Below are 13,988 nucleotides of genomic sequence, written 5' to 3'. Positions count from 1 at the left end.
ACTCCTTAGTCTGTTGCCGCATTATCGAAAAACGAGAAAATACATGAGGAAAACGTTAACCACCAGCAGGGTGATTGCCGTTGGGATCTGTATTTTGATCACCTGATACTTATCTTTCAACTCCAGCAATGCCGCGGGAACGATATTGTAATTCGCCGCCATCGGCGTCATTAATGTTCCGCAATAACCTGCATACATCCCAATGGTCAGCAGCGGCGCCGGATTAGCATGTTGGATAGTAATCAGGAAAGGCAGCGCTATCCCCGCACTCAATACCGGGAAAGCCGCAAAGGCATTCCCCATAATCATGGTGAAGAGGGCCATACCGACACAATAAATCACCACCAGCATAAAACGGTTATCCGGGTTCACAAACAGACTCACTATCTTTTGAACCGAATGCCCCGTATTGGCTGCCACAAATACCCCGCCCAACATCGCCAGCATCTGCGGCAGTATCACTGCCCAGCCAATGGTATCAATCAGGCGCCGCGATTGCCGCACAGCTTCAAGTGGCGTGCCACGGGTCAGCCACCAGCCGGTTAAAATAGCAGTCAGACAAGCCACACATAAGGCAGCCAGTGTGAGTTGTTGCTGATCAATCAGATACACCCCGCCGACTGACACGCCCTTCAGAAACAAGGTACCCAGTACCGTGACCACAGGAATCAGCACAGCCGGTAAGAAAAGCCAGTTTTTCAGCCGCTGTGAAGAGGCAATCCGTTCAGCCTCGCCAGACGTTTTATAATGCCCTTTACCCACCAGGCCAAAGCCGGCCAGCAAAGCGATGACGATAACTGCGCCGCCAATAATGCGATACGCCAGCGAGTGACCTAATTCCTGTATCATCAGATCGCCGAACAGGAAAATACTGCCGAACAGGAACCAAAACAGTGCAGTGGTAAAGCGTTTAGGGTTACCGCGATCGCGTAATGTCATCACCACCAGTAACATCACGATAAAACCAATCAGATAATATACACGGTTCATGGTAATCAAGGTGGTCATTCGCTGGTCTCCCCGTGTGTCTGAGTTGCTTTCCAGGCCATGACTTCCCGGTGAATACTGGCATCAAGCCGCAATAAACGGGACATATGAATAATTAATGCCGCGATGGCTGTAGGAATCGCCCACAGACCGATATGCAGCGGTTCGACGCCGGTTATACCGTTTTCCCTCAGGAAGGCATCAATCAGTAACACCGCACCAAAAGCGATAAAGATATCTTCACCAAAAAAGACCGCGATATTGTCACAGGCGGCGGCATGGGCTTTGATTTTGTCACGGATGGTCTGAGGAAGTTCACCGTACTTATTCAGCGCAGCGCCTTCGGCCATGGGGGCCAGCAAAGGCCTGACCGTTTGTGCATGGCCGCCGATTGACATTAAACCGAGCGCCGCCGTACCTTCTCTGGCGACAAAGTAGATCATCAGAATTCGCGCCGATGTCGCGCTGGCCATCTGAGCGACCCAGGACTGAACGCGCTCTCTCAGGCCGTAATGTTCCAGAAGCCCAATCACCGGAAGAATCAAAATAAACACCGCCAGCGAGCGACTGCTGACGAATTTTTCGCCAAAGGTTTCCAGCAACGTGCCGAAATCCATCCCGGTGAGCAAGCCGGTCGCCAGCCCTGCCACCACCACGACCAACAGCGGATTAAAGCGTATGGCAAAACCAATGACCACGATCGGTATACCGACCAGTGGCAACAACTCCGTACCATTCATAAAACTCCCCCTGTAAAAGAGACTGTTGCAGCCGGTGGGTTCTGAAATTACCCCGGCAAGAATTTAGCGATCTTCATTTTTATCTGGTTGTTAACTTGAGGTATTTTTTAAAATGGAAGACTAAATCCGAAGCAAAACACCTTCGGCCATAGTATGAAAAAATATATGTTATTGCCATCGCTTATAACCAAATCACTCTGTCAGGAACGCACAGGCTGATAAAAGCCAGCCGTTACTTCCCGCCAGGCATCAATCTTCTATGCAATCCCCTTGCCAGCAGCGGGAAACGAAATGAATTAGCGCGAAGTGACTCTTCGCTATACGAGGGGGAACTCCCGATACCCTGCCGGCTGATAGAGACCGGTGGCCGCATCAGTGCAAAGCGGCCTTAACCGGTTGGAATAACCTGTTAGCGGGGAGGGACCGGATAATTTAAGGCGTTATTGGACCATCGTGAATGATTCAGGAAAAGAGATAACCACGGTAATATTTCTTAGCCAGCAACCAGATAACAATCGATAATCGCCAGTGTGCTGCCTGATAATCTTCTCTGAGAACATGGGGTAATAGCGTATTCTGAATTGCTACCTTCTGCTACACGGTCAGCCAGCGGGAAACAAGTTCAGGACGGTTAAATTCGTAACTTCACACAGAACAATCCCGCACTATAACCTTATGGTTAAACCTGAGGACCGGATATGACAACTGTCGATGATACTGTGCTTAACTTTGTCAGAGATGAATTACGCTGCGAAGCGCTTGATATTGATTCATCGCTCAGCACCGGTAAATATCTGACTGTTGCTGAAGATGTCTATGAACTGGTCGATAAATATGTTGAAGCTTTTGGCGTTGATTGTCATTCGATGGACTGGCGTCGTTATTTCCCAAGACTTATATTGCCGTTTCTCCCTAATCCTCTACTGCCCGCCGTTTTACGCTCAGACAGACATCAACCACAGCCTTTTACCATCAGAATGCTCACTGAGTCTGCAAAAGCGGGACGCTGGCTTTATGACTAAGCATTGGATATTGTCACCGCTTACCCAGCCCCATGAGACAGATATGGATACTGATACTTCTAAACCATGTGAACCCGACACCGTCATTATTATTAATTTTGGTCAGGACTGTGATCTGATTGATGAGGATTGTGATTTCTCTACTCTTTTGTATGATTACCTGAAAACTGCAACCCCCTTCAGTCTCCGGCAGCTTCTGGCTAACCTGAATGAAATTGAAAATCAGGATGATGGCTATGAGGTAATTCTCGCTCGTTATAACGGCGAGTTTACACCTTGCCGATGGGATATGACCCCTTCAGAATGGGTGAGTACAGTCAGAGCACTCACTGTTGAATATCTGATTTCAAACGGACATTCTGCTAATTTTTCGGAATTTTAAAACCTTCAGATTTCTGATAGCAGGATATACATGCCTGTTACTAATAACTAAAAGGCTTACCTGTCCAACCAATGACCGGCCTCAGCCGCCTCAATCAACATCTTTACTGTCAATGGTTCAGCCTGATGATGATCTGTTTTCATATACTCAGGCAAAATCTTATTTGGCAGAAACCAGATGCCTTCATTCGGAAAGTATCTCCGAAAATCAAATCCGGACGGATCAATACTCAGTGATTCAAAATATTCATCAAGAAAATCTAAAGCTTCTTCGGGTAATACAGGCTCCTTACCGGTACTCAGAGAAGCCTCTTCCTGCATTTCCCAAAAATATTTTTTTATAAGCTGTTTTACTACTTCTGCCTGTTTCATAACGGAGTTCTCCTTTACTCACGATAAGCTGATTGTGGCTTGTCACGTTTCCTGTGACAACTGCGAAATCCCTCGCAGCGATTAATGCCCCAGGCCACGGGCCCGACAGCTGCGATAAGCCCCCGGACAGGTGGTACAGGTCCAAATGAGGCGGAACCTATGTTCCCGCGTCACTGTCCGGTGCTTTGATCCGCATCTTAGACGTTTTAAAGAGCGGATTACCAGTGACAACAACCGGGTTGCCTGAGAATGGCCACCCGCAAGTTCCCTCTGATCGCCAGCCTGGCTGGGGGTTTTCTGGATACAAAAACACCCCATTGTAGCCGGGGGCGCTTATGCTCATGCCAGAAAAATCAGAATGTTATTCCGGCCAGGCAATCATTTCATCCAGCCGCTTAAGGATGTCCGGGAAATAGCTTTCATTAATGCCGAATTCACCTTTTACCAGGACACTGTCGGCATGAGATTCCGGGCGTAGTACATATTCAATCATCACAATCTCATCACCCTCCACTTTCCTTAGCAACATATTCAACTGATTGAGATCGCTACTAAAATTGAACGGTTCAGTCTCCCGCTGGACCTTTACCGATTCATAACATGCAGCAAAATGTTCACGCAGAACTTTTAGCTCACCCACAGTAAATTCGGTTTGAAACTGTACCTTCACCCCGCTTACTGAAAACTCCACTAAAGACTTAACCCGGTCCCAGAGATGATTCACCGGATCGGCCTCGTCATCCACGACACGCTCAAAGGGAAAGACCGCGAAAACGAATTCTTCATTTCTGATATCAAACATGCGAACTTTCCTCCCGGTTAATCAAAATATTTAAAATGGGTAATTGTCCAGTCTGACTCCCTTACCACAACCTCAAGAGTGTACTTCTTATACCCGGTAAGGTTTCTCTTACGATTCAGTTTATACATCTCAGTTTCGTAACGGAACATTCCTTCCCCTTTACGGGGATCAGCCATACGTCTGCCGTAGCGGATGGCTTTTTCCTGAAGATGTAATGGGACATAGCGTCCCGGATCGTACATATGCCGGGCGGCTGTTTCAGTCATTTTGAGGTTACGGGCAGATAACCCGGTTTTTAACCGGGCGCGCAAAAACATAATTGTCGCCTGGCTGAGTTTTGCGCTGACGGCAGTGCGCGTACCTGCTTCAAATAGTGCGCGACCCGCGCGGAAAATTCGGAAGAGACCAAAAGCGATAAGAGCAATATCGGTTGGATCTATCAGGGGGGGACTACACAGCGATGCACAGCAGCAGCCGCAGCTTGACGCGGCGGCCAGCGAAAAGACGGCGCGCGTGAGCGAGGCAAACGGGATTACCCAAGCATGGCAGACGCAGCTGCTGTTGGACATTATCACCGATGTGTCAGGCGCTCCGAATCTCAGATGGCCTGTGAAACCGCAGTAATCTACCCTTGATTATTAAAATCACTGCAGAATGCTGGACAGTGTTTGGCAGAGGAATGAAAGATATGATTAAAGTCTGAACACTGGGTGGGTGCAAGTCCACCCATGTTCATCTATTCGCTGAGCTGTTTATTCAGTTTGTCTGCGTAATGTTCTCATCACTTTTGGCGCTTCATATCAGAGCAGGGATCAGGCGCAACAACGGTCATTCCATGAATCACGGTAAATAATATTCCCATCCGTGTACTTCCAGGTGATAGCTTCATAACGCATTTCCAGCGTTTCAAGATGAGTGCTGCTAATGCCGGTTGGTGAAAGTTGTGGTGCAACGGTGGTGATTTTGACATTCTCCAGGAGGATATTGAAATACTCCGCCTCAATACCTGATTCCAGAATACGGTACATTTTGAATGTTGCTTTTTTCATCGTTCGGCCTTCACATATCGCACGGTACAAAAGTGGCGTGGTCTGGTCGAATTCTTTCACTATTGTTATAGGCCGATGAACACGTGTACCAGTCAGTTTTCCCCAGCTTGGATCTACAGGAATAGTGACTCCGTGGGAAAATGATTTAAGCTCAATTGATCCTAATCGTAGTGGCATCATGCAACTACCAACAACCGGAGAGCCGGTTTCATCTTCAAGCCATAGGTGTGCGGGAGTAGACATTATATTTCCTTATAATCAATAAATTTTGATATCACCATTTGATATATTTTCCAAATATAAAAATGATGAATAAAGCAAACACACCGACAGGCCAGACAGGCCCATCTGGAAACATTTTCACAAAAGCAACTGCGAATATAATAATACATAGTGGTGGTGCATAAAGCGAAAATAACTGTTGACACAGCCATACAATCACTCTCTTAATAAATGACATCATAGTTACCTAATCATTCTTTGGATGATATCAGCAATTTCTTCATCTGATGCCCATGGTGCTTTGAAGGCTTCGGCACGTTCAAATAATGGTTCGACCAGGAAATACATCATTTCAATTTCTTGTGCATAAAGTGCAGAAAAAAATGCAGGGTAACTAAAACGGAGGCGTTCCGCACTTTCGGCGGCCTTCTGCACAACTCCATATATTCCAACTACTGTCACTGCAACCCCTGCTGTACGTCCGGCAATAGCCCCCATCTCCAGGCTAAGATTCATACCAACTGAGACAGATGCGGCCGTAGCTAAAGCGAACCCGGCTTTGGTTAGGGAGTTAGCAGCAATATGCACATTTACCCGCATGAGAATATGTTTAATATGTTCTAATTGTTCTGATGTTTTATTTTTGAATACTTCTTCAAAATAGGATTCTAATATGTTATTTACGACGCCTTTATGCTGTAAAAGATGGTGAACACCTTTAGTAAATCTAATGTCCTCATTGTTTTGTTTTTTACACACATCCTGATATTTATCAGTAAAACAGGATGTGTAAAACAGTACTCGTTGCGCACCCGCAGCTATTGTTTCAATTTGATTTGATACGGCTTTTCCAACACCGGTTATTGCGTGGTCAAGTTTTAGCGCAAGAATATTGTTGGCCTGTAAATAACTGATAACCTGATTGCTGTAGTACATAATGGCTCCCTGCTCAGTCGCTACAGTTTATAAACGCTTTTGAATTATAAAAGGTTGCAGCACTCTATGCTATCTACTTTTGCTGCAACCGGAATTCTATCTGAATGAAGCCATTCAGCTGCCGCTTGCTTATGGAAAGAGTGGATATCCGGCGCTGACCGTAGCGGCCTCTGTGATGAATATCAGCTATTCTTTCCTGAACCTACTAATACCTGTGGTCTTCGGAAAGTGACAGTTGTTGTGTTAACAATCAGTTGTGTGAATAACCATACGGTAAGTGTTAAGGCAGTAGCGTGCAGCGGTGGTCAGTTACCCAGGCCTGGCAGACGCAGTTATTACCTGGAATCATAACAGAGGTGGATAAAACTTCGCTTACAGCATGGATGAAATATATTCAGGCAATTCAGACAACAGATCTGTCAAACGCACCGGATATCAGTTGGCCGGTAAAACCTGCCTGAGGGCAGAGCCAGAAACATTTTAGCCTCCTGACTGTACAAATGTTAAGCTAAAATCTGTCAAATATCTGCAGAAAGGAATCCGTTGATATGGATACAACTGAGGAACTCAAAGGGACATATTATTTTAATGGGCTGCCTAATCTGACGCCTTAGGAATTGCTGTTCTGGGTGCTGGTTGACGAGACGCAGAAACAGCCGGGCGTGCAGGATATTGTGGCCGTTGCGGGACTCATCCTGGGCAACAATAATATCAACGTACCGGGCAAGCCCAATACGGCAACCCCGGCACTTCCGTTGCTTCGCTCTTTTTCCGCAAGCACCTGTCCTACAAATTCCGGCGCCGCAGTCTGCCAACCCTGACCGCCAAATCCTTCATCCTTCGCAGGCTGAAAATTTTCCGGGTGAATAATCCGGGCGCGTTTGTGGGCAGGGCCGTACCCGTTGTCGGATGGGTTATTCTGACAAAAGATGTCTCACAAATCAGTTTTTGCACCGTCCATCACTATAACCTGATTGTGCGCCCGGAGGATAAAATCTGGTGAATAATAAGACAGTAACCCCTGATGCGGTGCGCGACTTCATTCTGCGTGAGCTGCCGCTGGTGACAACCCTCCTGTTTAAGAACATTGAAGTCGGCGACGATGACATTCTTCAGGAGCAGTATGAGGCGGATGATATCGCAGAGATGGCGGAGAAGTTTTTCCATGACTTCAACGTAGAGCCAGAAGGCTTCTGTACTGCCGCTTATTTCCCCTGGAAAACTCCTTCGCTGTTCTCACGCCCGCCCGTGAAACAGGATAAAAAGCCTCTGACCATAAGAATGTTTACAGAGTCAGCCCGTGCGGGACGCTGGCTTTTCTGAATGCTCACCACGGGTAATACAATTTACCCGTTGTGTCAGCTGCCACACAATGCCAACAGCATGATTTCCCTTCCCTGAGACCTGACCATAGCGGGCCCCCCTTAACAGGAGAACCGCCATATGGCACAGAATTATCAACATTGAGTGCGCGTTGAGGAAATCAACGAGGGTACCCGAACCATCACTACCGTCAGCACCGAGATTGTCTGGCTGGTCTGCACCGGCGACGACGCTGACACGGCTACATTCCCGTTGATGTTCCCGCGAAGATTGTTGATCACAACATTCATGTCAGTGGTGGTGATGACGTTCTGTTCTGGCCTGGATGGAATCACCAGCCGTTGTGCAAGACTCATCATAACCAGAAGGTGACACAGCAGGACCCCGTATCGGGTCACAGCCTGGCAACAGAGTGTCTTTTAGTCACTCTGTCGTTTGGGGAAAAACTCTATAAAACTCACCTTTAGCAAACTATGTGTATAGTTACTTATTAATAACTACCGATTGCCGCATAGCCCCCCCAAAAAACAAAAAGGACCTGCGCTATTAACGCAAGTCCTTGATAATTCTGGTGGCCCCTCCCCGGTTTGAACGGGGGACCAAGCGATTATGAGTCGCCTGCTCTAACCACTGAGCTAAGGGGCCTTTGAGTGGCGGGGATTATAAGGTATCTGTAGCCGCTTATCCAGTATTCGGGTTTTAGTTGCTGTTTTTTACAGCAATCATTGCTGTTTTAGCCGAAGGGCGCTGTTGTCACAGGCAGTGAGTCAGTGCCGCTGACAGGCGGCTCAGCAATAGCTGGTAGCAGTAATTTTTCCCCTGAGAGAAAATTTTTTTATAAAATCAATCCGCTGTGGCGCTATCAACGCCAGTTATCATTGCGGAGATTGAAGATGAAGTTCCCCGGAAGTATCCATTCGTTGGTCGAAAAAGGCGGATTAGTGATTATCCTGCTGTCGACCATCTTTGCCTCACTCAGCCATGTGGTCAGTATGGTGATGGACAGGCATATAACGGTCAGCGATATCCTGCTGCTGTTTATGTATCTGGAATTTATTTCCATGACCGAAACTTACTGGAAAATGGGCCAGTTACCGGTACGTATGCCGCTGTATATCGCGATGGTCGGTATCGCCCGCCATCTGATGACCGAACCCAGCGATATCCGCCCGCAGGAGATTGTCTGGTATGCGTTGGCTATCGTGTTACTGGGTGTGGCAGTGCTGATTGTCCGTTACGGCCATATTAAATTTCCCTATAAAAAAGCCGAAGACGAAGAGACCTGAATGATATCCCCGGACAGGTCTGCGGCCAACAGGACGGATTCCGCAAACGTCCAAAGGGGAAAGGAGCAGATGGCGGGTGACCCGCCATCCAGTTTAATTATTCAGATCGATATCTACATTACGTTTTAATACCCGTTTCATCACCAGGTAATAGACTACCCCGACGGCCAGCCACGAGAGGCCGAGCACTTTGGCTTCCCTGTCCATTTCTATAATCACAAAACCAATAATCACTATGCCAATCAACGGTAACAACAGATGAGTCACCATCCGGCCGGATTTATTCCTGATAATGTAATGATTAATGACCGCGATATGTAATAGCAGGAAGCTGGTTAATGCGCCGAAATTAACCAACCGGCTCAGATTATCTATCTGCCCGTTAAACCACAGTCCGGAGATGATGGATAACAACGCGACAAACAGCGTACTGACATAAGGTGTTTTCAAACGCGGATGAACTTTGGAAAGTACCGACGGCAGCTGTTTATCTCGCGCCATCGCAAACAGGATGCGGGATACTGCCGCCTGTGCCACCAGTGCATTGGCTATTCCCCACGAGATAACCGTCGACCACATAGTGACATATTTCAGCCAGTGCCCACCCGCTACATTGGCCGCATCATAGAATGCGGTATCCAGGCTGGAGAAAGTCATGCCCTGAGACAGGTCTGCCGCAATCCAGGTCTGAATAATAAACAGCACCCCTACCCCGAGCAAGGCAGCCAGTGATGCTTTACCGACAGTATCGTTCCCCCCTTTGGTCTCCTCAGAGAGAGTAGAAATGCCATCGAACCCCAGGAAAGACAATACCGCCACCGATACTGCCCCCATCACCAGTGGCAGGCTGAATTTTTCAGGGTTATACAGCGGGTCCAGAGTGAGTCTGCCGGCACCGGCTCCGGAATAAAGCGCAATCAGTCCCACGACAATAAAAACGGCCAGCACAATGATCTCAGCCGTCAGAATAATATTGTTCGCTTTGGCTGTGAAAGTAATTCCCCGCAGGTTAATCAGACTGTTAATGACAATAAATCCTACTATCCACACCCAGGTCGGCACTGCCGGGATCATCGGGGCAATCGCCGCCGCGCTGACTATATAGAGCAATGAGGGAGTAAGAATATAATCCAGTAAAATCAGCCAGCCGGCGAAAAAACCTACCGTCGGGTGAATCCCGCGTTGAGCATAGGCATACACCGAACCAGAGACAGGAAAAGCCTGTGACATCGCCCGGTAGCTCATTGCAGTAAAAAACATCGCCACCATACCAATCAGATAGGCTAAGGCCACCATCCCTTTTGAGCCATCCCAGACATAACCAAATACCCCGAATGGTGCGATTGGCACCATAAACACCAGTCCGTAAATCAGCAGATCTTTAAAGGTCAGTGCCCGGTTAAGTTCCTGGCGATAACCAAACTGTTCAATACTCATGCGGTTTCTCCGGCGACAGTGATTTTAAGCTGATCAGCGACCCTTTTTGGTAATGCAAACCGACAGGTTTTCAGCGGGTCAACCACCTGGCATATCTCCAGGTTACCGGCGATGCTGAGAAGATTGATGGCCTCAGACAAAGACAACGTGCTGTTAGCGGTGAGAAAATCGGCCATATTGCGCGTTGCCAGGTCTGCAGCCTCATCCAGGGTAAGAGCTGAAGCGAGGGTATAAAGCGTGTCAGCATTTTCCAGCATCGGCGTGGGGAGCGAGCGCCCTTTGACTATGGTCAGAGTCACATCAACTTCTCCGGTAATTTCAAGCCCGCAGACCGAAACTTCACCATCTCCCATCGCGGCATGCAGGTCACCTAAGGCAAATAATCCGCCGGCGACGTTCACCCGAAACCACAACGTACTGCCCGCCACAATTTCTTTGCAGTCCATATTGCCGCCGTGAATGCCCGGAGTTCCGCACGAAACCGCCTCTTTGTCAGGCGCAACCCCAATCACGCCAATCATCGGCCGCAACGGTACCTTAACTTCACCTGCCAACAATGCGTGGTTATCTTCAAGCGGAACAATGGCAACTTCAGGAGCCGTCAGTTGATCACCGAGCACACCCAGCTTAGGTGCTGTGACCATCACGGCATGCTCGCGGGTTAGGGTAATGCTGTTGATTTCAACTTTTAGCAAATCACCAGGTTCGGCCTGATTAATAAATACGGGTCCGGTGGCAGGATTAATGCGTTGCCAGTCTAATTCATTAAATACAGTATCCTGCGATGTAATTTGGTCAGAAAAACAGTCGCAGGTTTCAAAAATAATCCTGCTGCCACTATCTGCGTTGATTACCGGATGATTATCACCCGACATGGCATAAACCACGTGTTGTTTACCAACGGTTACCATTATTTCCCCCGGTAAATAGATTAATGTTTTAAATCTTCACAGACGCCTCAGCATCTGCCCATGGCTATCTGTTGTTGTATTCAGCCATACAGCACGGTTTTGGAACGAAAACCGGCGTTAATTTATGTTTAGCCCGGGATAGTGATCTGTGCCGGATAAATATTTCGAATCATCAGATCAATTTTGCATGACAGTAATACCATCGCCTGATATTTCCCTGTTCAGGGATAGAAAAGTCGTCTTATTGCCCCTAACATTTCAATTAATTGATTAATAATATTTAGCTAAAACTTTAATTTTTTTGGCTCAGGGGAAACTTACGATTCTGCCCGCAGATTAAATACCTAATAAATTCACAGCCAGGAGTTGCACCCCAGCAATAACAGCAGATATCACCGCCAGTAATCACCAAATTTTAGTTAAGTGAGATTTCTTATTTATCAGCCAGCCTGTCGGCCACAGAAACCACAACCACCATTTGTACTCCCGGGCATAACCTGCGCATAATCCCGGAGGATATTTTGGGTTAACAGCACCTCCGCTCATCAGGACCGACAGAGTTATGGAAACAAAACGCGAAGAACGCATACAAATCCTGCTGCAGGAACTCAGAGTTTCGGAACGTATTCATCTGAATCAGGCAGCAGAATTGCTCGGTGTTTCGGGGATGACGATTCGCCGTGATCTCAACCATTATCCCCAACAGCTGTTGCTGCTGGGGGGATATATTGTCAGCGCGACCCGCCAGGAACCGGAACGTTATTTTATTTCGGACCAGCAAAACCAGCACACTGAACAAAAACAGCAGATAGCCCTGCTGGCCGCCTCGCTGGTAGGAAAAGACGATACGATTTTTTTTGACTGCGGCACTACCACTGCGCGGATTGTTTCTGCAATTGATGCTGCACTGCCGTTCACCGCGCTTTGTGCATCCATGAATACCTTCCTGGCCCTGCAGGAAAAACCCGCCTGTCGCGTTATCCTGAGTGGCGGTGAGTTTCATCCTGATAATGCGATTTTCACCCCGGTAGGCCTGCACCAGATGCTGGAAGATTTTTGTCCAACACTGGCGTTTATCTCTGCGGCCGGGTTAGATGAGCAGCAGGGGGCAACCTGCTTTAATGTCAACGAATTACCGATGAAACACCGTGCCTTGCAGCGTGCCCGCCGCAAGGTGCTGGTGATGGACAGCAGTAAATTTGGCAAGGTGCTGCCGGCCCGGATCGCGGGTATCGAAGCCTTTGAAACACTGATTACAGACCGTCCATTACCGGCAGAACTGGCACGACAACTGGCTGAATTCGGTGTTAACGTGATGACTCCCCCCTGACCCGCTACGGCGGATATTTTAGGAGACCCGTATGCACAGCCCTGCCCTGAAACTGACCCGCCAGCTGTTAGGTTTTAATACCATTAATCCGCCGGGTGACGAACAAGCCTGTATGTCCTTTCTGGCCGACTGGCTGGAGCAACAGGGGTTTCAGGTCACCCTTTACCCGTTCGGTGAAAAACGGTTTAACCTGATAGCCAGCCTGCCGGGGCAAGGGCACGGAGCGCCTCTCGGTTTTACCGGCCATCTGGATACTGTGCCGCTGGGTAACAGTGAGTGGCAGTATGACCCGTTCGGTGCTGATGTCTGCGACGGACGGGTATACGGACGCGGCTCCAGTGATATGAAAGCCGCCGTTGCCGCCTTTATCTGCGCCTGCATCGGTCAACGAGAGGCTATCTCTGCCGGTGCCGGGGTGGTTCTACTGTTAACCGGCGGTGAAGAAACCGGCTGCGACGGTGCCAGAGCACTGATGGAGCAGGTAACCTTACCGGAAGTTGGTGCACTGATTGTCGGCGAACCGACAGCCAACTATCCGGTGCTGGGGCACAAGGGTGCATTATGGCTGCGTTGTGAAACCCGCGGAAAAACTGCCCACGGCGCGATGCCGGAACTGGGGATCAATGCCATCTATCTGGCGGCGGATGCGCTGCAAAAAATTCAGCACTTTCAGGTGGGTCCTGACCATCCGTTGATGCGCAAGCCGACGCTGAATGTCGGGCGGATTAGTGGCGGGCTAAATATTAATTCTGTGCCGGACAGCACCAGTTTTGACGTCGATATTCGTACCGCCCCCAATCTGCAACACGCCGATATTTGCCAGCGGTTGCATGATTATCTGGGAGATAGTGTCCTCATAACTTCACTGGTCGATCTGCCTGCGGTACTGAGCGATGCAGAATGGCCGTGGGTGCAGAAGGTCTGTGAACTTTCGCGGCCCTGTCACGAGAGGCCACCGGAACCCCGGATTGTGCCTTACTTCACCGATGCCTCTCTGCTATTGCCGGCACTGAATCATCCCCCCTGCCTGATCCTCGGGCCAGGTGAACCGTCGATGGCCCATCAGACCGACGAGTATTGCGAGCTGGAAAAACTGGCACAGGCCGAAACGCTGTATTCCGCGATCATCGCCGACTGGATGCAGGGTTAACTCCCCCCTGCTCCACCGCTATAGCCTCGTGACGTGGAAT

Annotated in this window: 15 protein-coding genes, 1 tRNA gene and 4 pseudogenes; 10 read left to right on the top strand and 10 right to left on the bottom strand. The window is 48.6% G+C overall.

The features are described 5' to 3' along the window. Window positions 1-21: 21 nt before the first annotated feature. Window positions 22-1,008, bottom strand: coding sequence for a DUF979 domain-containing protein (locus HA49_RS11590; protein ID WP_038017509.1), 987 nt, complete (start codon window positions 1,006-1,008; stop codon window positions 22-24). Next, a complete protein-coding gene (locus HA49_RS11585; protein WP_038017507.1) occupies window positions 1,005-1,727 on the bottom strand; it encodes a DUF969 domain-containing protein in 723 nt (240 codons plus the stop codon). The genes HA49_RS11590 and HA49_RS11585 overlap by 4 nt, the downstream gene beginning before the upstream one ends. Before the next feature lie 698 nt (window positions 1,728-2,425). On the opposite strand from HA49_RS11585, the gene HA49_RS11580 reads away from it, so the two are divergent. Further along, window positions 2,426-2,749 carry a DUF1493 family protein gene (locus HA49_RS11580; RefSeq protein ID WP_038017505.1) on the top strand — a complete coding sequence of 108 codons (324 nt, stop codon included), beginning with the start codon at window positions 2,426-2,428 and terminating at the stop codon, window positions 2,747-2,749. 43 nt (window positions 2,750-2,792) lie between these two features. Then, complete coding sequence (locus HA49_RS11575; RefSeq protein WP_038017503.1) at window positions 2,793-3,131, top strand: contact-dependent growth inhibition system immunity protein; 339 nt, start codon at window positions 2,793-2,795, stop codon at window positions 3,129-3,131. A 56-nt stretch (window positions 3,132-3,187) separates the two neighbouring features. Here HA49_RS11575 and HA49_RS11570 read toward each other — a convergent pair whose 3' ends face one another. The 5 genes from HA49_RS11570 to HA49_RS11545 form a co-directional block, all read right to left on the bottom strand. Continuing rightward, window positions 3,188-3,502, bottom strand: a complete 315-nt coding sequence (locus HA49_RS11570; RefSeq protein WP_038017500.1) for a DUF1493 family protein — start codon at window positions 3,500-3,502, stop codon at window positions 3,188-3,190. A 361-nt stretch (window positions 3,503-3,863) separates the two neighbouring features. Beyond that, window positions 3,864-4,304 (bottom strand): WapI family immunity protein, encoded by a 441-nt coding sequence (locus tag HA49_RS11565; RefSeq protein WP_038017498.1) that lies wholly within the window; start codon window positions 4,302-4,304, stop codon window positions 3,864-3,866. Window positions 4,305-4,321: 17 nt separating this feature from the next. Then, window positions 4,322-4,621 (bottom strand): hypothetical protein, encoded by a 300-nt coding sequence (locus HA49_RS11560; RefSeq protein WP_245610196.1) that lies wholly within the window; start codon window positions 4,619-4,621, stop codon window positions 4,322-4,324. Window positions 4,622-5,116: 495 nt separating this feature from the next. Next, window positions 5,117-5,596 carry an Hcp family type VI secretion system effector gene (locus HA49_RS11555; RefSeq protein ID WP_038017496.1) on the bottom strand — a complete coding sequence of 160 codons (480 nt, stop codon included), beginning with the start codon at window positions 5,594-5,596 and terminating at the stop codon, window positions 5,117-5,119. Between the two features lie 222 nt (window positions 5,597-5,818). After that, window positions 5,819-6,511 (bottom strand): hypothetical protein, encoded by a 693-nt coding sequence (locus tag HA49_RS11545; protein WP_038017492.1) that lies wholly within the window; start codon window positions 6,509-6,511, stop codon window positions 5,819-5,821. A 305-nt stretch (window positions 6,512-6,816) separates the two neighbouring features. On the opposite strand from HA49_RS11545, the pseudogene HA49_RS20600 reads away from it, so the two are divergent. From HA49_RS20600 to HA49_RS21810, 5 genes and pseudogenes are all read left to right on the top strand, one after another. After that, a pseudogene (locus tag HA49_RS20600) lies at window positions 6,817-6,972 on the top strand (tail fiber assembly protein); the annotation flags it as partial. 87 nt (window positions 6,973-7,059) lie between these two features. Continuing rightward, window positions 7,060-7,514 (top strand): annotated as a pseudogene (locus tag HA49_RS21815) (STM2901 family protein). Next, window positions 7,511-7,834: a DUF1493 family protein gene (locus tag HA49_RS11535; protein ID WP_038017490.1), complete on the top strand. Its 324-nt coding sequence runs from the start codon at window positions 7,511-7,513 to the stop codon at window positions 7,832-7,834. The pseudogene HA49_RS21815 and the gene HA49_RS11535 overlap by 4 nt, the downstream one beginning before the upstream one ends. A 144-nt stretch (window positions 7,835-7,978) precedes the next feature. After that, window positions 7,979-8,128 (top strand): annotated as a pseudogene (locus HA49_RS21235) (phage tail protein); the annotation flags it as partial. Then, window positions 8,092-8,226, top strand: a pseudogene (locus HA49_RS21810) (HNH endonuclease signature motif containing protein); the annotation flags it as partial. The pseudogenes HA49_RS21235 and HA49_RS21810, both read left to right, overlap by 37 nt. A gap of 177 nt (window positions 8,227-8,403) precedes the next feature. Here HA49_RS21810 and HA49_RS11530 read toward each other — a convergent pair. Next, window positions 8,404-8,479: transfer RNA gene (locus HA49_RS11530), tRNA-Ile, on the bottom strand. Window positions 8,480-8,727: 248 nt separating this feature from the next. Here HA49_RS11530 and HA49_RS11525 point away from each other — a divergent pair. After that, a complete protein-coding gene (locus HA49_RS11525; RefSeq protein WP_038019233.1) occupies window positions 8,728-9,120 on the top strand; it encodes a phosphate-starvation-inducible protein PsiE in 393 nt (130 codons plus the stop codon). A gap of 93 nt (window positions 9,121-9,213) precedes the next feature. On the opposite strand, the gene HA49_RS11520 is transcribed toward HA49_RS11525, so the two are convergent. Both HA49_RS11520 and HA49_RS11515 read right to left on the bottom strand, forming a co-directional pair. Continuing rightward, complete coding sequence (locus HA49_RS11520) at window positions 9,214-10,557, bottom strand: APC family permease (RefSeq protein ID WP_038017488.1); 1,344 nt, start codon at window positions 10,555-10,557, stop codon at window positions 9,214-9,216. Continuing rightward, window positions 10,554-11,468: an acetamidase/formamidase family protein gene (locus tag HA49_RS11515; protein ID WP_038017486.1), complete on the bottom strand. Its 915-nt coding sequence runs from the start codon at window positions 11,466-11,468 to the stop codon at window positions 10,554-10,556. Before HA49_RS11515 ends, HA49_RS11520 begins: the two co-directional genes overlap by 4 nt. A 562-nt stretch (window positions 11,469-12,030) precedes the next feature. Between HA49_RS11515 and deoR the strand changes: the two genes are divergently transcribed. Both deoR and HA49_RS11505 read left to right on the top strand, forming a co-directional pair. After that, complete coding sequence (deoR, locus tag HA49_RS11510; RefSeq protein ID WP_038017484.1) at window positions 12,031-12,798, top strand: DNA-binding transcriptional repressor DeoR; 768 nt, start codon at window positions 12,031-12,033, stop codon at window positions 12,796-12,798. A gap of 31 nt (window positions 12,799-12,829) precedes the next feature. Further along, on the top strand, window positions 12,830-13,948 hold the full coding sequence (locus HA49_RS11505) for a M20 family metallopeptidase (RefSeq protein WP_038017482.1): 1,119 nt from the start codon (window positions 12,830-12,832) through the stop codon (window positions 13,946-13,948). The last annotated feature ends 40 nt before the right edge of the window (window positions 13,949-13,988 follow it).

Origin of the sequence: Tatumella morbirosei (assembly GCF_000757425.2) — a bacterium.
In the GTDB taxonomy this organism is placed as follows: Bacteria; Pseudomonadota; Gammaproteobacteria; order Enterobacterales; family Enterobacteriaceae; genus Tatumella; species Tatumella morbirosei.
Note: the sequence above shows the minus strand (reverse complement) of the source record. Positions and strands in the feature narration are given on the sequence as shown.